Origin of the sequence: Psychrobacillus sp. FSL K6-2836, from assembly GCF_038003085.1 — a bacterium.
GTDB lineage: Bacteria > Bacillota > Bacilli > Bacillales_A > Planococcaceae > Psychrobacillus.
On record NZ_JBBOOM010000001.1, the window covers coordinates 1,988,311 to 2,004,400 of the forward strand.

The 16,090-nt window shown below is 36.3% G+C and carries 16 protein-coding genes and 1 riboswitch; of the genes, 5 read left to right on the forward strand and 11 right to left on the reverse strand.

Going from position 1 to position 16,090, the window contains the following annotated elements:
* Positions 1–374: 374 nt before the first annotated feature.
* The 3 genes from MKY37_RS09195 to MKY37_RS09205 form a co-directional block, all read right to left on the reverse strand.
* A complete protein-coding gene (locus MKY37_RS09195) occupies positions 375–1,700 on the reverse strand; it encodes a DUF4652 domain-containing protein (RefSeq protein ID WP_340776291.1) in 1,326 nt (441 codons plus the stop codon).
* Positions 1,693–2,217, reverse strand: a complete 525-nt coding sequence (locus MKY37_RS09200) for a sigma-70 family RNA polymerase sigma factor (protein ID WP_340776292.1) — start codon at positions 2,215–2,217, stop codon at positions 1,693–1,695. Before MKY37_RS09200 ends, MKY37_RS09195 begins: the two co-directional genes overlap by 8 nt.
* A gap of 144 nt (positions 2,218–2,361) precedes the next feature.
* Complete coding sequence (locus MKY37_RS09205; RefSeq protein WP_340776294.1) at positions 2,362–3,258, reverse strand: DMT family transporter; 897 nt, start codon at positions 3,256–3,258, stop codon at positions 2,362–2,364.
* Positions 3,259–3,359: 101 nt separating this feature from the next.
* Between MKY37_RS09205 and MKY37_RS09210 the strand changes: the two genes are divergently transcribed.
* The gene (locus tag MKY37_RS09210; protein WP_269922789.1) at positions 3,360–3,590 is read left to right on the forward strand and encodes an excisionase family DNA-binding protein; all 231 of its coding nucleotides are present in this window, start codon (positions 3,360–3,362) and stop codon (positions 3,588–3,590) included.
* A 199-nt stretch (positions 3,591–3,789) separates the two neighbouring features.
* Here MKY37_RS09210 and MKY37_RS09215 read toward each other — a convergent pair whose 3' ends face one another.
* The 4 genes from MKY37_RS09215 to MKY37_RS09230 form a co-directional block, all read right to left on the reverse strand.
* Complete coding sequence (locus MKY37_RS09215; RefSeq protein WP_340776300.1) at positions 3,790–4,776, reverse strand: homoserine dehydrogenase; 987 nt, start codon at positions 4,774–4,776, stop codon at positions 3,790–3,792.
* A 132-nt stretch (positions 4,777–4,908) separates the two neighbouring features.
* The gene (locus MKY37_RS09220) at positions 4,909–6,201 is read right to left on the reverse strand and encodes an O-acetylhomoserine aminocarboxypropyltransferase/cysteine synthase family protein (protein ID WP_340776302.1); all 1,293 of its coding nucleotides are present in this window, start codon (positions 6,199–6,201) and stop codon (positions 4,909–4,911) included.
* A 112-nt stretch (positions 6,202–6,313) separates the two neighbouring features.
* Positions 6,314–6,428, reverse strand: a riboswitch (SAM riboswitch).
* A 154-nt stretch (positions 6,429–6,582) separates the two neighbouring features.
* The gene (locus tag MKY37_RS09225; protein ID WP_340776305.1) at positions 6,583–7,890 is read right to left on the reverse strand and encodes a hemolysin family protein; all 1,308 of its coding nucleotides are present in this window, start codon (positions 7,888–7,890) and stop codon (positions 6,583–6,585) included.
* Between the two features lie 36 nt (positions 7,891–7,926).
* A complete protein-coding gene (locus MKY37_RS09230) occupies positions 7,927–8,346 on the reverse strand; it encodes a MerR family transcriptional regulator (RefSeq protein ID WP_340776308.1) in 420 nt (139 codons plus the stop codon).
* A gap of 183 nt (positions 8,347–8,529) precedes the next feature.
* Here MKY37_RS09230 and MKY37_RS09235 point away from each other — a divergent pair, with 183 nt between their 5' ends.
* Both MKY37_RS09235 and MKY37_RS09240 read left to right on the forward strand, forming a co-directional pair.
* Entirely contained in the window at positions 8,530–9,171 is a 642-nt protein-coding gene (locus tag MKY37_RS09235; protein ID WP_340776311.1) for a glycerol-3-phosphate acyltransferase, read from the forward strand.
* Between the two features lie 14 nt (positions 9,172–9,185).
* A complete protein-coding gene (locus MKY37_RS09240) occupies positions 9,186–9,773 on the forward strand; it encodes a YdcF family protein (RefSeq protein WP_340776313.1) in 588 nt (195 codons plus the stop codon).
* A gap of 57 nt (positions 9,774–9,830) precedes the next feature.
* On the opposite strand, the gene MKY37_RS09245 is transcribed toward MKY37_RS09240, so the two are convergent.
* The 3 genes from MKY37_RS09245 to MKY37_RS09255 are packed head-to-tail and all read right to left on the reverse strand — an operon-like array spanning position 9,831 to position 11,331.
* Positions 9,831–10,175: a DUF6176 family protein gene (locus MKY37_RS09245; RefSeq protein ID WP_340776316.1), complete on the reverse strand. Its 345-nt coding sequence runs from the start codon at positions 10,173–10,175 to the stop codon at positions 9,831–9,833.
* Positions 10,176–10,204: 29 nt separating this feature from the next.
* Positions 10,205–10,555, reverse strand: a complete 351-nt coding sequence (locus MKY37_RS09250; protein WP_340776319.1) for a GIY-YIG nuclease family protein — start codon at positions 10,553–10,555, stop codon at positions 10,205–10,207.
* 20 nt (positions 10,556–10,575) lie between these two features.
* Complete coding sequence (locus tag MKY37_RS09255; RefSeq protein WP_340776321.1) at positions 10,576–11,331, reverse strand: DUF2087 domain-containing protein; 756 nt, start codon at positions 11,329–11,331, stop codon at positions 10,576–10,578.
* Between the two features lie 159 nt (positions 11,332–11,490).
* On the opposite strand from MKY37_RS09255, the gene MKY37_RS09260 reads away from it, so the two are divergent.
* Both MKY37_RS09260 and MKY37_RS09265 read left to right on the forward strand, forming a co-directional pair.
* Entirely contained in the window at positions 11,491–13,188 is a 1,698-nt protein-coding gene (locus tag MKY37_RS09260) for a M3 family oligoendopeptidase (protein WP_340776323.1), read from the forward strand.
* Positions 13,189–13,212: 24 nt separating this feature from the next.
* On the forward strand, positions 13,213–13,617 hold the full coding sequence (locus MKY37_RS09265) for an RDD family protein (protein WP_340776325.1): 405 nt from the start codon (positions 13,213–13,215) through the stop codon (positions 13,615–13,617).
* 384 nt (positions 13,618–14,001) lie between these two features.
* Here the strand turns inward: MKY37_RS09265 and MKY37_RS09270 are convergent, their stop codons facing one another.
* Positions 14,002–15,975, reverse strand: coding sequence for a methyl-accepting chemotaxis protein (locus MKY37_RS09270; RefSeq protein ID WP_340776328.1), 1,974 nt, complete (start codon positions 15,973–15,975; stop codon positions 14,002–14,004).
* Positions 15,976–16,090: the final 115 nt, after the last annotated feature.

The window sequence follows — 16,090 nt, forward strand, 5'->3', positions numbered from 1 at the left end:
ATTAATTTATATCTATATATTCGTCCTCGTCCTTTACTATCCTTTTATAAAAAACTAAACCCCACCAAAAAAATAGTAATAACAGCTGCACTCAATATAGTTAGCCCATTAGCTAAGTTTTTCTTAAATTTTATTTGTTCGTAACCTGATAGTGTAAATAATATTATTAAGAGACCGAAAGCGAATGGCATCAGATTGAATTTTTGTGATACCAATATGGCTGCCAAAATAACTAGACTAACTACTTGAAAAAAAATTTTAGCTACAGTAAGGGTTCTCAAATTCTCACTCTTTCCTACATATATTGTTAGTATATTTACGGAAATTTCCACAAAAAGTTTCAAATCTAATAGTTGTTAGTAAAACAAGCACATCTATTTAAATTCAGGAATAGGAAGTGTCCCTTCCTCCACATGGCTTTCGCTTTGTTCCATAGCATCTGTGTCGTACACATGTTTCTCATAAGTGAATGTACCATCTTGATTGACTTTAACAGTCATAATCTCCTCTTTTGGCGGTAGGTCCGTAATTATTGGACTAACAATATTATCTTTAATATTTAGCACATATAATTTCCCCCCCATTGTTACCATCCCATATGCATTTCCTATGATGACGAACATTCTGTCTTCATCAATCCACTCTACTTTCTTAGGAGTATATTGACCGTGCTCATTATCTTTCAATTTAAAAATAGTAGATTCATCCGTTTCCAAGTTTTCTATAACTAATATATCTTCTCCCTCTTCCCCTGCCTGTGCATATATTCCTTCAATTGTTACTTGCTGTTTACCATTTGGTGAAGGTATCCAAGGAGAATGAAAAGTAAGTTCATAATTACTTTCATTTTTCACATCGAAATGAGCAGGAGTTATTACCTCTTCTTCCGTTAAAGTGAAAGTAGTTAAGTCCGTGTTAATCATCGATTCATATTTACCGCTTTTCTCATCCAGAAAATCATATTCCCATTTCACCTCACCAAAACCTGGGACATAATACCTTCTCATTCGATAGTCTTCCTTTATGCTTTCGAGTATTAATACATTTTCAAATTCACCATAAGCCGTGGTCACCTGTCCTGAAGTATTCACAACAGTCCAATCACCATACTCATCTCCTATTTCCAAAGGAGCTTCTAAAAAAAGCTCTCCTTGGGGAAGTTTGTTCAATTCCTCACTTGACCATTGCAATCGCCCTGATACATCATCCACCATCTCTTCATATACAATTTCGGTCTGATTTCTGTCTAATCGATAAACACGTTCTACACTCCCACCATCATTACTAATAACCTGTTGAACATAATGATCATCCAACCAATACGTTTGAGTAGTACTTCCACCATTTTCGAAGCCACCTAAATATACTGCCTCCGCACCATGAGGAGGAAAATATTGTTTTAGTTCGTCGTAATAATCCCCTTTTTCTAAGAACATTTCATTTTCTGTATCATCTTCAGTAGGAACGACTAACTCTGGTTCGGTTATTTGACCATTTTCATTTGTTAACTTGGAAGGTAAAAAATATCCGCTAAATGTGAGTAACCCTATAAATGTTACGAATATTCCATAGTACGCCCATCGTTCCTTATTTTCTTTAGGTTTTTTTGTTTTTTTTAAGTTCACTTGCTGTTGAATCCGTTTTACACGTTCTGATGTATCTCCCATTTTGGTTAGCAACTGTTGTTTAACTTCATTCATGGATTAGCACCTCCCAATCGTTCTCTTTCAATTGAATCTTTAAAAGTGATCGCGCTTTTCTTAGCCTTGTCTTTATGGTATTGTCTGGGATTGACAGCAGTTGAGAAATCTCTAACACGGATAATTCTTCAAAATAGTAATAGATAATGACTTCTCGATACTTTACCGGTAGCCGTAACACTGCATCTGCAAGTTCTAACTTTTCATCTTCTTCTATGATTCGGTCTCTGCCCTTTTTTGAAGGATTAAAAAAGTTATTCGTCAACACTTGCTTACGATATCGCCAACTTTTTAAGTAATCCTTACATTTATTGATTGTTATTTTTGCTAAATAGGTTTTCAATGAGGCACGTTCTCCAAACTGCTCAAATTTTTGATAATAGGTTAAAAACACATCCTGTACTATATCCTCAGCAGCCGACCAATCTTTTATATACAAATAGGCAAGCCTTAACAAATAATCGGTATATTCTTTCATAACCTGTTGAAATTGCTGCTCTTCCATAAAACGATTCATCTCACACTCCCCTAACCTAGCCTTTAACTAATAGACGATACTCACTGACACCACGTTTTCGAATATTAAAAACAATTTTTACGTATAAGAAAGACCGCTCCGATATTTCTCGGAACAGTCTTTTGTTTTTTTATTTAGTTCTATCTAGAAAGACATTTTACCTTCATTTTCTTTCTGTACGCTATTAGCTTTACTCCCAAACGTTAAAATAGCTATACTCCCAAGCAATAGACCAATCCCTACCCAAGATGTTGCGCTCAGAATTTCGCCCACTACGATTACACCAAGTAAAGCTGCCGTAGTCGGTTCTGCCAAGGACAAAGTTAAAGCGGAGGAAGCAGGGATTTTCCGAAGCCCCCATCCGTATAATACATAAGCAATACTAGTGGTTGCTATTCCCAAATAAAAAATGATTCCTACATTTCCAGCATCCTTCAACCAACTTACATCAAATATGAAATAGAAAGGTGTTAACAATAATGCGCTAAACGAGAAGGTCATTGCAACTACGGATATAGCTTCTTCTTTTTGCAACAAAGATTTGCTCGTCATTGTATACAAAGCAAAAATAATTCCAGCGACTAATGAGTATAAAATTCCTAATGGATTAATGCTCACTTCACCTTTTGTAATAAACAAAAACATACAGCCAATAATAGCTAGAGCCGTGGAAATTCCCCAAACTTTTGTAGGACGCATCTTTAAAAATGCCCATTCAATTAAACCTGAAAACACTGGAGCACTTCCGATAGCAACCACACTCGCTATCGCTACCCCTGTCAAACGAACCGATGAAAAGAATAAGAGCTGAAACAATGAAATACAAATTGCGGCGTAGAGCGTTTTTTTCCAGGGCCATGAACGGAATTTAATTTTTTTTAATAAAACCATAACGATCAGAAGGAATAATCCCCCCGTTGCAGAACGTCCAGCACTAATGATAAATGGGTGTGCACTGTCTGGTAGGAATGTTTGTGCAGTTCCTGTTGTGCCCCACAAAATAGCACCAAATAACACAAATATATATGGTAATACGGTCAAGTTTTTCCCCCTACCTTCCTACATTTTCTTACTTCAAATATAGCACATATTGAGTTACCGCCAATCGTATCTTATACTAATAACGATAGGAGGCATTTTACATGTATATGACAGTAGAAGAAACTGCGAATTATTTATCAATGCCTATTGATCAGGTAAAACGATATATATCAGAGAAGAAGATCCGTGCCATTTTCGATGGAGAAGAGTATTACGTAAATAGCGCTCAATTTGAAACGCACTTACAGCAGCTTGAGGACTTGAAACGGCAAATCGACGAATGGCGAAATACTCCAATCCCAGATGATATTGATGTTAAAGACGAAGATTAATACAAAGCAAAAGGACGTTCTCCAAATGAGGAGAATGTCCTTTTTTATTAAACAAAATTAGGCACTTTCGCATTTCTACATTGTCCAGCTGCTGCGCCTTGCCTCTCGAGTCGTTTCAGAATGTCGGTTAAAGGCAAAGGAAGCCTTTACCGTCCTTCTTCCAACGCTTGTCGAGGCTAACATAGGCGCTTTCGCATTTCTATATTGTAATAAAGAATCCTGCTCGTTTCCCAATTATTTCTGCATAATCCTCTACCATCACACTTGCCGTTGGATACATTCCAGCTCCAGGACCGACTAATGTTAATGTTCCAATATAATTTGTATCTAGAGCAACTGCGTTGTTTACTCCTTCGATTGAGTATAAAGGATGATCTGGTCCTACTAGTTGTGGTCCAACGGAAGCGTATAGTTCTCCGTTTTCGTCTTGCTCAATTTCTGCCACATGCCGGTAACGTAATCCTTGTTCCTTCGCTTTACGAACATCCTCTAATGAGATTTCATCAATACCCACTACGCGAACATCGTTCCAATTAGGCTGTTTTTTAAATGCTAGGGCACTTAAAATCATCAGTTTACGGAATGCGTCTTGCCCGGACACGTCGTTATATGGATCTGCTTCTGCATAGCCAAGGTCCTGCGCCTCTTTTAATGCATCATCAAATTGACATTCATCCTGTCTCATTTGTGTCAAAATATAATTCGACGTACCATTTAAGATCCCTTGAATTCTTTTTACTGAGTTTACTTGTAGTAAATTTTTCAACGTTTTAATAACTGGAACTCCGCCTGCTGTTGTTGCTTCGTATCCGATAAATACTCCACGAGACTTTGCACGCTCATGCAATGGGATACTATATTTGGAAAACATTACTTTATTTGCCGTTATTACGTGACAGCCTTTATCAATCGCTCTACATAAGTAGTTATATGCCGGTTCCTCATTTACAATTGCCTCGAATACTACTTGGAGCCCAGGAATATTGATAATATCCTCGAAGTTATCAGTAACTAAGACACCCGGTGTAGCTATTCTTTCTTTTCCAACGTTGTTTACGAGAATAGCACTAATTTCTAAGTCTAATCCTAAAGACTTTTTAAGATCTTCTCTTTTTTCATTTACAATGTGGTAAATCCCTTGCCCGACTGTTCCGAAACCTAGGATTGCTGCTTTTATAGTCGCCATGCTATCTCCTCCAAATGAATCCGCACAATTGAGTTCCAATTTGCTTCTATTAGTAAAATTCATAATCGCAATTATATACGAAGAACTATTTTACATATTGTAGCCCATTTTCACTCAGTTATCAACAAAATTCTATCTAGAGAGGACATTTGTTTTTCCTACGAGTACTTTATCAAGTGCAGCCTGTAAATCTTCGACCGCCTCTAGTCCAACTGACAAGCGGATTAAATCTTCTGTAACTCCTGATTTAACCAAGTCCTCTGGAGTTAACTGCTGATGTGTTGTAGATGCAGGGTGGATTATTAGTGATTTGGCATCCCCAACATTAGCTACATGAGACCAAATTTCAATATTGTCGATAATATTACGTCCTGCTTCTTTACCTCCTTTTACTCCAAAAGTTAAGATGGAGCCAAAACCGTTCTGTAAGTATTTTTTTGCAAGCTCATGTGAAGGATGACTTTCTAAACCTAAGTAGTTAACCCAAGTCACTTCTTCGTTATTTTCTAAGTAATCAGCAATTTTCTGGGCATTTTCATTGTGCTTTGGTACACGTAGGTGAAGTGTTTCTAATCCTTGTAGAAAGGAGAAAGCTGCTTCAGGACTTAAAGTTGGACCAAAATCACGAAGCAATTGAACGCGTAATTTCACTGCGAATGCTACACTCGGAACATCTATTCCATATCTTAAACCATGATAGGTCACATCCGGCTGAGTGAATCCAGGGAATTTCTCTGAATCCCAGTTAAAATTCCCTCCATCTACCACTACTCCACCGATAGTTGTACCATGACCGCCAATCCACTTAGTTGCCGAGTGAATTACTACGTGTGCACCGTGTTTAATCGGATTTGATCCATAAGGAGTAGCAAATGTGCTATCAACCAATAATGGAACACCTACTTCGTTGGCAATGGCTGCAACGTTTTCTACATCTAATACATTTAAGCTTGGGTTCCCGATGATTTCAGCAAAAAATGCTTTTGTTTTATCCGTAACTGCTGCTCGGAAATTTTCTGGATCCGTTGAATCTACAAACTTAACTGTAATTCCATACCTCGGCAATGTATGGGCAAATAAATTAAATGTACCACCGTATAAATTTTCAGCGGCAATAATTTCGTCCCCTGCTCCTGCAATATTTAGAATAGAAAATGCGATAGCAGCCATTCCAGAAGAAAGTGCAACTGCTGCTGTACCCCCTTCTAATAATGCAATTCGTTGTTCAAACACATCTACAGTTGGATTCGTAATACGAGAATAGATATTACCTGATTCCGCAAGAGCAAATAGATTTTGCGCATGCTCTGTATTTTTGAATACGAAGGATGTTGTCTTGTGAATAGGTACTGCTCGTGAGCCTGTCACTGGATCTGGTTGTTGGCCACCGTGTAAAAGTAGTGTTTCTTTTTGAAGATTTGTCATTTGAATTCCTCCTAAAATGTAGTTTAGATGGACGCTTATGGAGGCGAGGGAGGGTTAGAACATACAAAAACCCTCTTCATTTAAGAAGAGGGTGCAAGTTCGCATGTTCCTCCTCTTATCTTCCAAATTCGTTTTAGAATTTGTAGGATTTAGCACCTTTCCAAGTCGAGAACTTGTTGGTTGCCGGGCATCGTAGGGCCTATTCCCTCCGCCACTCTTGATAAGAGTATTAGATTTAGTTTTCCATCTTGTTACAAAGTATAGATTTCTATCAAACTATTTGTCAACATTTTTTTGAAAAATTAAAAAACTATTGTGATATTAGGTTCTGAAATAACTCAGAATTTCCTTAGAACCTGGCACTAGAAAATTTTCTTTCTTCTATGCAAAAGTAGTAGTTTTTTTCACTTCTATAAAACTTAATTGATTATCTTCTTTTTCATAAATTGAAAATATATAGCCACCTTGTTCAATATGATTTTCCTCTGCTAGTTCAATATCTTGTGTGTAATACCAGCCACCAATAGTATCTACATCAGGATTTTCTAAATTAATCCTTAACAATTTTGCTACATCGTTAAGTAAAACATTTGTATGAATAATATAATGGCCATCTGCTAACTTGCGAATATCTGCAATTTCATCACCATCGTATTCATCGCGAATTTCTCCAACAATTTCTTCTAAAATATCTTCTACTGTTACAAGCCCTGATGTACCACCGTACTCATCCAAAAGAATAGCTATATGTGTACGTTCTTTTTGCATTTTCAATAACAAGTCATTGATAGGAGTTGACTCAATTGTATTTATGACAGGATTCATAAACTTTTCTATATCGAAGGACTCTGATGTAATTCGATTGTTAATACCTTGTGTCAAAAAGTCTTTAATATTAATAAAACCGATTATATTGTCTCGATCTCCTTCATAGACAGGATATCGTGTATAGCGCTCTTCTGAAATAATGGTTAATACATCATGGAAAGTAGATTTTTTTTCAAATCCAATAATTTTAGTACGGGGTACCATAATTTCACGAGCAATACGATCATCAAATTCAAAGACATTATTAACATATTTTAATTCGTTCTGATTAATCTCACCGCTTTTGTAGCTATCAGCAAGCAAGAGACGAAGCTCTTCCTCCGTATGCGACAACTCGTGTTCAGAAGCTGGTTTCATACCGAATAGACCAACTAAAACCCGTGCAGATCCATTTAAAAACCAAATAAATGGATACAAAATTTTGTAGAAAATCATTATTGGCTTCGCAAAAACTAGTGTCACTGCTTCAGCCTTTTGAATTGCCACCGTTTTAGGTGCCAATTCTCCGACAACTACGTGCAAAAAAGTTGCAATTGCAAATGCGCCACCAATAGTGAAATAGTGAATATAATCTGTACCAATACCGATGCTTGCAAATAAAGGATGTAAAATGAATTCGAATGTCGATTCACCTACCATACCAATACCAAGAGCTGTAACCGTAATTCCTAACTGACAGGCTGATAAATATTCATCTAAATGTGTGGTTACATGTTTTGCAGCAAGTGATCCTTTACGACCTTCCGCAACAATTTGATCAATTCTTGATTGTCGTACTTTTACAATCGCAAATTCTGTTGCTACAAAGAATCCGGTTAATGCTAGTAATATTACAAAGATTGTTAAATTTAATATGGTCAATAAGTTGTCTTACCTATTAAAGTAAGACTTCACCTCCTAAGTGATAAGTAATAGTAGTGATTGCATTAAAGCAACGCTTTCTGAAGAGACCTTTTGTTTAATCGTGTGTTGTGTGTTTTCTTCTTTGTTATTGATTTGCTCTATCAGGTGTGAAACTTCTTTTTCTAAATATTTCATGTGTAATCGAATTTCATGTATATCTATTTCTTCTACCGAGTCTTTTTCTAACTCATGTTTAATGTCTTCTAAGGACATACCAGCCGACTTCTTGTCTTCGATGATTCTTAATCTATCAATGGCTTCGCAAGAATAGTATCGATAATTTGAAGGAGAACGTTCAGCTTTTAATAACCCAAGAGTTGTATAGTAATCAATTGTACGTTTAGTTATACCAGTTTTCTCAGCTAATTCACCAATTTTTAATTTCTCTTTCCCAATTAAATCACTCCAAACCATAACGTTATAGTTCTATAATAAATTATTCAAAGTGATTTTGCAATATAATTGCTGACGGAGCTGGCATTACCTTCCATTTTTAAATGCATACTTATTCTTGATTGAGCTACCCATATTTTGAGAATCTGAAACTTCTTATCTTTTCGTTCGTTTAATATATTGAAGTTAGTGGGAGGTGAGAAAATGGTCATTTCATTGATTTGTATCCTCGTTATTAGTTATCTGATTGGATCCATTCATGGTTCTAAAATAGCGCAATATCTTAGCGGCGTAAATATTAAAAAAGAAGGTTTAAAGAACTCTGGTGCTTCAAACGCCGCTATTGTTCTCGGCGCAAAATATGGTATTTTAGTTGCAATTATTGATATTTTAAAAGGAGTAATCGTCGTAATTGCGGTCCGATTCTGGATGGTTGAGTACGCAGACTTTTCGTTAGCTGAACAGGATGTACTGCTATATAGTGCAAGTGCTGCTGTAATACTCGGTCATAATTTCCCTCTTTATACTAAGTTTAAAGGCGGAAAAGGGACCGCAACCCTTATCGGAGTGCTACTTGCTCTTAGCTGGCCGCTTGGTTTAATCGGACTTATATTATTAATCGGCACTACATTTATAACGGACTATTTATTAATTGGTGTATTTGTTTTTTACTTTGTTTTTATCGGTGCCTCTATTTGGTTTGCGGAAGGAATTGGACCAATGGCTATTGCTGGTTTTCTATTTTTGATGGCAGTTGTTTTACATATCGAAAATTTCCGTCGTTTAATGCGAAGAGAGGAAATGAAAATCTCCACTTTTTTACGTAGGAAAAAACCATCTGTATGAAATGAGTGAAGGTTATGAAGATTAAAATGAGGTGGATAGTGCTTATCCCATTAATAATTGTTGTTTCTAGTGGGGCTGGAATTTGGTTGCTCACGAGTAAGTGGCTCGAGGATGGTCTAGACCCTAAAGCAGACGGAACTAATGAATACGCCATTGTGCTGGGTGCCAAAGTGAAGAAAGGGAATATCCCTTCCTTAGCTTTGCAGTATCGATTAGATGCAGCACTTGCATATGCCCAAGTGTATCCACATGTAAAATTAGTTCTTTCGGGAGGAAGGGGTCCCGATGAAGATATCGAAGAAGCTGTCGTAATGAGGGATTTTCTATTGGAGAATGGAATAGAGGCAGATCGACTCCTCTTAGAGGATAAAGCGACTTCTACGTATGAAAATCTATTGTATTCACAAGAAATATTGCCAAGTAATATTAACTCAGTAACGATTATTACAAGTGACTACCATTTGCAACGTGCCAAGATACTAGCAAGCAAGCTCGATTGGGAATCGGACGTTGTGGCTGCTAAGACCCCAAAGGTTGTGGAACTTAAGGTTCGTATGCGAGAACGTATGGCATTGTTAAAGGCATATATTTTAGGAAAATGATTGCAGATGGGTGTAAAGAAAGTATTGCGTTTACTTTCTTCACACCCATCTTATAGCTTATTTCATAGAATCCCGTATTCGATTAGGAATCATTACTACTTCTGTTTGCAGATCTACCGCTCGATATGATGTATCTATACATTCTTCCCAATAGGCAAGGTGTTTCGTATCAATCCAATGCTTGGATTCTTCCACAGTCTGTCCACCTTGTCCCTGCACAGAATACCAATAAAGATATTCATGTTCGTTTATAAATTCTCTAAAAATCGTTTCTATATACATTTTTTCACCTTCAAGAGTAACTAATACTTCCTCCATATGCTCATTCAAAAAAGCTAACCATTCATTTACTTTACTAGTTTTACCTTCCTTCACTCGAAATCTTGTGCATTCAATATTCAAAGTTAAACCACCCTGTCTTTGCTAGTTCGTTAGCTTTTGGAATGATATCCTTTTTCACCATAGGGCTGTAGTTTATCTAGCCATTTCTCCAATAACTTTTCTAGTTTTTTCTTATCTATGCGGTTTTCATTTGCTTCTTTTTTTAAAACCTCTACATGCTCCATGTCAAAATTGTCTTTGCCATATTCGGACCATTCTTTTTGTAGCTCTTTGTTTGTGTGTAGCCCACTTTCTAGCGTGAATTTGGTTCCGTTCAATGTCTTAAAGTTAGGTGTAGATGCCACAAACTTTTTACCATTTTGTTTGTTTGTGATAACGTAAATTCCACCCTCTATTTTTATTTCTTTATATTCTTGTTTTAGCTCTTTCTTGCGATCCATTTATATTCCATCCTTCTAGTTTAGTTTTTTACCCAATACGCACTACCATCTTCTTTTCTATCTAGAAACCCATATTCTATTAAGTAACGTCTTAGTGTTACGAAATCTTCATAAGCATTCTTTAAAACATGATTTATTTCTTTTTCTGTGTATTTTTTTCCTGGTTCAAATCTTTGGATAAGAACCCGCAAGGTTGCTAGTTTTTGCTTCTCTTTCCGTGGGAATTTCATAAGAGGCCCATCTGTTCCATCCGGGAAAAATTTCTTTACAACATCTTCTTGCTCCCCTTGTGTGATGTTATACCGATCGTCAACCATTGTCGCTGTTTTATGAAGGGGCAAAAATGTTGGCGCATGATTGTCCTTCTCCTTTAACAATTCCATCATCGCTAAAAATACTTTTGCTTGTCTTTCCTTCTCTTTTAACACGAATCGATGATTACGAATCGTTGAGGAGCTTCCAATTCCTAATTCTGTCTGTATTTCTGCATCGCTTCTACCCTCATAAAACAGGCGTAATAGGCTATTTTGATGATCAGTTAACCCGGTCAGTTTTTTGTTTAACCCTATTAGATAATGAAAAACAGATTCATGCTCTGTCTCAATATGACACTTCATGAATTTTTCTGCCTCATATAACATATTATTCTTTGGATAAATCAACCCTTTTTCTACTTTACTTCCGCACATAAGGCATACATACATTTCTTCCTCTTCTATATAGCCTTTCTTCAATTGTTCTGAAGATGCATTCCATAGTAATTCCGATACTTCCACAAGCAAACAAAACCTTTCTTTGTTTATTATTTTATAAACATTATATAATAATGTTTATAAAATATCAATATGTAAAAATGTGGTTGCAATTTTTCTGAAAATAATAAACAATATAAATAAGACGTTTCGGTAATCGAAACGAGAGAGAGGGGAATACAAATGGTTACATTTAAGGACTATGAGTATAAACGTCCAAATTTAGAACAAGACAAAGCTACATTTCAAGTGTTATTAACAAAATTTAAAGAAGCATCATCGGTGGAAGAACAGAATGAAGCAATTGAGAATATCAATACATTTCGCAATGATTATTCTACACATGCAAACTTAGTTTATATACGTGCATCTATAGATACTAATGATGAGTTCTATCAAAAAGAGCGTGACTACTTTGATGAAACAAATCCTGAAATTGAAGAAATGATTACTGAATATTACAAGGCTTTGGTTGAATCCCCATTTCGGGATGAACTGGAAAATAAATGGGGGAATCAGCTTTTTGATTTGGCTGATTACCAAATTAAGGCATTCTCACCAGAAATCATTTCTCTTATGCAAAAAGAAAACAAGCTTGCATCCGACTATTCGAAGCTAGTTGCTTCTGCACAGGTGGAATTCAATGGTGAAACATTAACACTTGCTCAGCTCGGACCATATGCTGAATCGACAGATCGTGATATTCGTAAAAAGGCGAAAGAGACCAGTAGTGGATTTTTCCATAAAAATGAAGCAAAATTTGATGATCTCTATGATCAACTAGTAAAAGTACGTCATGAAATAGCAACAACTCTTGGGTACAAGAACTTTGTAGAACTCGGCTATATTCGTATGAACCGTATTGATTACAATGCAGAAATGGTTAAAAAATTCCGTGATCAGGTCCGTGATTTTATTGTTCCTGTTGCGACTAAGCTTTATGAACGTCAGGCAAAACGTATTGGAGTAGACAGTCTGAAGTATTATGATGAACCTTTTAACTTCCTAAGTGGTAATGCAACTCCACAAGGTTCTCCCGAGTGGATTGTTGAAAATGGGAAGAAAATGTATGAGGAGCTGTCTCCTGAAACCGCTGAGTTCTTCCAGTTTATGATCGACCGTGATTTGATGGATTTAGTTGCGAAAAAAGGCAAAGAGGCTGGTGGGTATTGCACGTTTATCGATAATTACGAATCACCATATATCTTCTCTAATTTCAATGGAACATCTGGTGATATTGATGTACTCACACATGAGGCAGGTCATGCCTTCCAAGTGTACACAAGTCGTAATATAGGTATCCCAGAGTATGTATGGCCAACATACGAGTCTTGTGAGATTCATTCGATGAGTATGGAATTCTTTACGTGGCCTTGGATGGAGCTGTTCTTTAAGGATCAAACCGACAAATATAAATTTGCTCATTTAAGTAGCGGACTTCTTTTCCTACCTTACGGAGTTGCAGTGGATGAATTCCAACATGCTGTATACGAAAATCCGGAGATGACTCCTGCTGAACGTAAAGCTGCTTGGAAAAAAATCGAGGAAATATATTTACCTCATCTAAATTATGATGGCAATAGTTATTACGAGACTGGTGGGTTCTGGCAGCGCCAAGCACATATTTATGCTAGTCCATTCTATTACATCGACTACACACTCGCTCAAATCTGTGCGTTCCAATTTTGGAAACGCTCGAGAGAGGATCACGACGCTGCTTGGAAGGATTATTTACATCTTTGCCAGCTTGGCGGTTCGAAGTCTTTCACTAAATTAGTAGCAGAAGCAAATTTAATCTCTCCTTTTGAGGATGGTTGTGTAGAATCAGTAATTGGTTCGATTGAGGAATATTTAAATAGCGTGGATGACTCTGCATTATAGGTATTAGAAAGGAGTTGAAATGTATTGAACCCGGCCGGTTTTTGGATAAGATTTGGTGCCAGTTTTTTGGATGGCATTATTATTGGTATACCACTAGCCATTATTAGTTATCTTCTGCTTGGAGAAAGTGATACATGGTTTACAACTTTAGGGTCGTATTTATATTTCATATTACTTCCTGTATTTTGGGTAGGATACACTATTGGAAAGAAAATTCTTGGTATTCGCATTGTGAATTTAGATGATACAGATGTCAGTTTTTGGACAATGATTAAACGGCATTTAATTGCCGGTATTCTCTATGCGTTTACCTTTGGCATAGGTATTATTGTTAGTGCCTTTATGGTGGGGATTCGCGAAGATAAACGAGCAATTCATGACTTTATAGCAGGAACTTATGTATCTTTCAATCCACCTTGGCAAAAATAAGATATGCAAAAACAAGCATTCATCAGGATGCTTGTTCTTTTTCTTTTTCATGTTGCATGCAAAGCGAGAAAATTAATCCAGTCTGTTACATGAGTTACTAAAAGAGGAATAGTTAAAGATCAATTCAACATCAGGCAGAGGTAATAATCTAAAGGTAGTTGCAAAGCCAAGGTTAGAATAACCGAATATGTAGAATGTACGGAGTGTACTTTTGTATTTACTTTCCAAAAGCATTCCAAGGAATTTGCACTTGATTATGATTAAATGTCAAAGCGTGTATTCATCTCATAAATTCTAGCAGATAGAGTTAAGAATATATTATTGGTAGAAAAATATCCGCTTCTAATTCCAAAATGGAAATAGAAGCGGATAACTTTTTGTTTATTAATATTTAAAATGCGAGATTACATCTTTTAGTTCCTGGGCCATAGAAGAAAGAGATTGAGCAGATGCTGAAATTTCTTCCATGGAAGCTAGTTGCTCCTCGGCAGAGGCTGCTACTTCTTCTGAAGTTGCTGCATTTCCTTGTGCAAGGATAGCTATATCGTTGGCGATATGTGAAGTTTCCTGAACAGATGCAGATACCTGTTGTGCTGTTGCAGAAACCTCTTCCATTTGTGGTGTAATTTCTTTCATACTTTGAATAATTAGAGTGAACTTTTTAATAGCATCATTGGATACTTCAACACCTGCTTGTACATCTTCCGTCACACGTGCCATGATTTGGACAGAACTCTCCGTATCTTCCTGAATACCTAAAATAATTTCATGGATATCTTTAGCTGATTGTTGAGATTGTTCGGCAAGCTTTCTAACCTCATCTGCCACAACAGCAAATCCTTTTCCATATTCCCCAGCTCTTGCAGCTTCGATTGCTGCATTTAGAGCTAGAAGGTTCGTTTGGTCAGCAATTTCGGTAATAACGTTTAATATAGAACGTACTTCTTGTGAACGGACGGATAATGAGTTGATCTTTGTATTAGATTCAATTACTGATGTATGGATAGAACTCATTTGATTGACCGTATTTGTAATTGCCTGCCCCCCCATCTCCGCCTGTGTTGTTGCTTCATAAGAGAGTTCAGAAACTTTTGAAGCATGATTTGCAATTCTATCGATACCTATGGAAATTTCAGCTAGAGACTGAGCGTTTATGTCAACACTATTCGTTTGTTTTTCTGCATTTTGAGAAACTTCTTGGATAGAAGTTGATACCATCTCTGTGGTGTCACTAGTTTGTTGCGCATTTGCGGACAATTCCTCTGAAGAAGAAGCCACTATTTCAGCGGTTTGTTCAACTTTATCAATGAGTGACCGAAGACTTTCTAGCATCGTGTTGAAAGCATCACCTAAATGCCCAATTTCATCCTTGGAATTTACGATAATATTTTCAGTTAAGTCGCCACGACTAATCGTTAAAGCTTTTTCTCTTAACTTAACAATTGGTTTTATCACAGATTTTATTATAAAGTAAACAGCTAGTATCCCAATAATAATAGACAGAAGGATTACTAAACCAGTTTTATGCAATATTGGTGCAGTCGCTTCATTGATCTCCGAATAAATTACATTACCACCAATTTTCCATCCGGTCATCTCATTAGTTACGTAGCTCATTACTTTATTGTCGCCGTTTAATACATATTGAAAATCTCCTTTTTCATGTTTATACATACTATCGTAAAAACTTCCTGCCTCGCTTCCTATTTCAGCAGTAGGATGTGAGATGAACTTTTTCTTGGCATCTAATAGAAGTGCATATCCTTTATCACCAATCTGTACCTGATTCGTAAGTTCTTGTATATAAGTTAGTTTTATATCAATGGCTACTACTCCCGACCCATCTTGAGTAGTTTTTGAAACAGTTACTACCATGTTATTTGTAGTTGCCGAAATATAAGGATCTGATATTACAACTTTTCCTTTTTGGGTCACTGCGTTTTTATACCAATCTCTATTTTTAGGATTATAATCTGATGACATTTTGGTATTTGGCTCTTGTATAAATAATCCCGTCTCTGTACCTAAATAAACAAGTTCAACTTCTGGGTGTAACTGCATATATTGATCAAATTTGGTCCTTAACTCTGGATTACTATCGAAATTATATTGAGCGCTAGATATTTTCTGGGAAAAAGTATCTACATCATGTAACTTTGATTGAATCATATTGTTAATGGAAATATTTAATAAGTTTAAGTTTTCCTCTATTCCATCCAATATTTCATTTACAACTGATTCTTTTGCGGTTGAATAAGAAAGATATCCTATAAAAATTCCTGGAATCATTAAGACTAACAAAAAAGAAACAAACAATTTTACTTTTAAATTTCTGAACGCTTGGAAGAATTTTTTCATGTAACTTGCCTCTCATTTCGCTTTAATAAGCACAATATCCTATTATTTAATAGAAAAATGTACACCAGGTATTACTTTACTACTTAATAAGGCGAGATAGTTTGACAACTTTGTG

Bases quoted from the DNA above. Each gene is read 5' to 3' on its own strand.
- MKY37_RS09195 (WP_340776291.1), bottom strand. From the start codon at position 1,700: ATGAATGAAGTTAAACAACAGTTGCTAACCAAAATGGGAGATACATCA.
- MKY37_RS09200 (WP_340776292.1), bottom strand. From the start codon at position 2,217: ATGAATCGTTTTATGGAAGAGCAGCAATTTCAACAGGTTATGAAAGAA.
- MKY37_RS09210 (WP_269922789.1), top strand. From the start codon at position 3,360: ATGTATATGACAGTAGAAGAAACTGCGAATTATTTATCAATGCCTATT.
- MKY37_RS09215 (WP_340776300.1), bottom strand. From the start codon at position 4,776: ATGGCGACTATAAAAGCAGCAATCCTAGGTTTCGGAACAGTCGGGCAA.
- MKY37_RS09220 (WP_340776302.1), bottom strand. From the start codon at position 6,201: ATGACAAATCTTCAAAAAGAAACACTACTTTTACACGGTGGCCAACAA.
- MKY37_RS09230 (WP_340776308.1), bottom strand. From the start codon at position 8,346: ATGGTTTGGAGTGATTTAATTGGGAAAGAGAAATTAAAAATTGGTGAA.
- MKY37_RS09235 (WP_340776311.1), top strand. From the start codon at position 8,530: ATGGTCATTTCATTGATTTGTATCCTCGTTATTAGTTATCTGATTGGA.
- MKY37_RS09240 (WP_340776313.1), top strand. From the start codon at position 9,186: ATGAAGATTAAAATGAGGTGGATAGTGCTTATCCCATTAATAATTGTT.
- MKY37_RS09250 (WP_340776319.1), bottom strand. From the start codon at position 10,555: ATGGATCGCAAGAAAGAGCTAAAACAAGAATATAAAGAAATAAAAATA.
- MKY37_RS09260 (WP_340776323.1), top strand. From the start codon at position 11,491: ATGGTTACATTTAAGGACTATGAGTATAAACGTCCAAATTTAGAACAA.
- MKY37_RS09270 (WP_340776328.1), bottom strand. From the start codon at position 15,975: ATGAAAAAATTCTTCCAAGCGTTCAGAAATTTAAAAGTAAAATTGTTT.